We start from the raw sequence: 1,099 nt of genomic DNA, 5'->3' as shown, positions 1-1,099 counted from the left end.
GGTTAATAATAAAATTGCAGCTTTTTTATATTAGTTTTTTAGGACTAGACAAATTTCAATACTCTATTATATTAATACATTTTAAGAACATACTTTTGAAGTAAATAAACAGATCCAAAAAAATTAACTGTAATACAAATGGCGATTACCCACACAATAGTAGTGCCTGTTTGATTTTCTTTTTCAGATAATTTATCAAATTCTTTGTTATACGTTTTCCATATGTCTGTACGCATAAAGGCAAAATAATTAATAATAGAAAAAATGATAAGAGAAATTAATAAAATAGGACTAATCATCTCTATACTTAATTTTTTATCATTAATAATAGAATAATAATTCAAAAAAGAGCCTATAATCCAAAGTTCAAGAGTAAGAATTACTAATCCAGCTTTAAAATCAGTCCAAAATTTACCTCCTACTTGTTCAGATGTATATTCTATTGATTTATAAATTTTATAAAAAAGATAATAATATGCTTTTTTTATTTTCTCCATAATTATTTCATTTTGGTTCATGAGCTCCAAACACATTAATTCTATAGGGTCCTGCCTGATTAAATCCTTCATCTAATCTTCCTTGAACAAAATTACCATCATCAAACAGACCTGGCCACGCTCCTGGATAAAAACTATCTACCCCGAAATATACTGTACTAAGAGAAGCTCCAATTGATCCACCCCAATTTCCTACAGCCCCAAATCCTGTATTTATAAGAGCTTTTCCTAATGATACTTGACCAGTTGCCATTCCACCTATGTCACTTATAACACCTATTCCAAAAGAAAAATGACCGGCAAATCTTGCAGTTCTTGCGATTCTAGAAACAGGTTTTGTTGCATCAGTCATTGCCATCTTACAAAATTGGCTTAAGTTTCTACCTGTTAGTTGATAATTCCCAGATATTCCTCTTCTGACTCCTTGTGAATACATTTGATCAGAGTCAACAACTCCAGCAAAACCACTCATAACCCCTGCAGTACCAAAAAACCAATTACCTTTTCCTGTAAGGCTATACCAATTACTTGATACATTCACAGCATACTTCTCCATATGACTTCTAAACTGATCAGCCCAAGTAGATTTTTTTCCTACAAGA

General features: G+C 31.1%; 2 protein-coding genes. Both read right to left on the bottom strand.

The window, feature by feature from the left end:
- Positions 1–71 precede the first annotated feature (71 nt).
- Positions 72–497 (bottom strand): hypothetical protein, encoded by a 426-nt coding sequence (locus LQV47_RS22470; protein ID WP_230041353.1) that lies wholly within the window; start codon positions 495–497, stop codon positions 72–74.
- A gap of 7 nt (positions 498–504) precedes the next feature.
- Positions 505–1,099: hypothetical protein (locus LQV47_RS22465; protein WP_230041352.1), on the bottom strand; the 595-nt coding region annotated here is incomplete at its 5' end.

The sequence above is a fragment of the Chryseobacterium sp. Bi04 genome, from assembly GCF_918698085.1.
Classification (GTDB): domain Bacteria; phylum Bacteroidota; class Bacteroidia; order Flavobacteriales; family Weeksellaceae; genus Chryseobacterium.
This window is presented reverse-complemented; position numbering and strand designations above follow the sequence as displayed.

Excerpts from the sequence above, each read along its gene's own strand:
- LQV47_RS22470 (WP_230041353.1), bottom strand. The coding sequence starts at position 497 with ATGGAGAAAATAAAAAAAGCATATTATTATCTTTTTTATAAAATTTAT.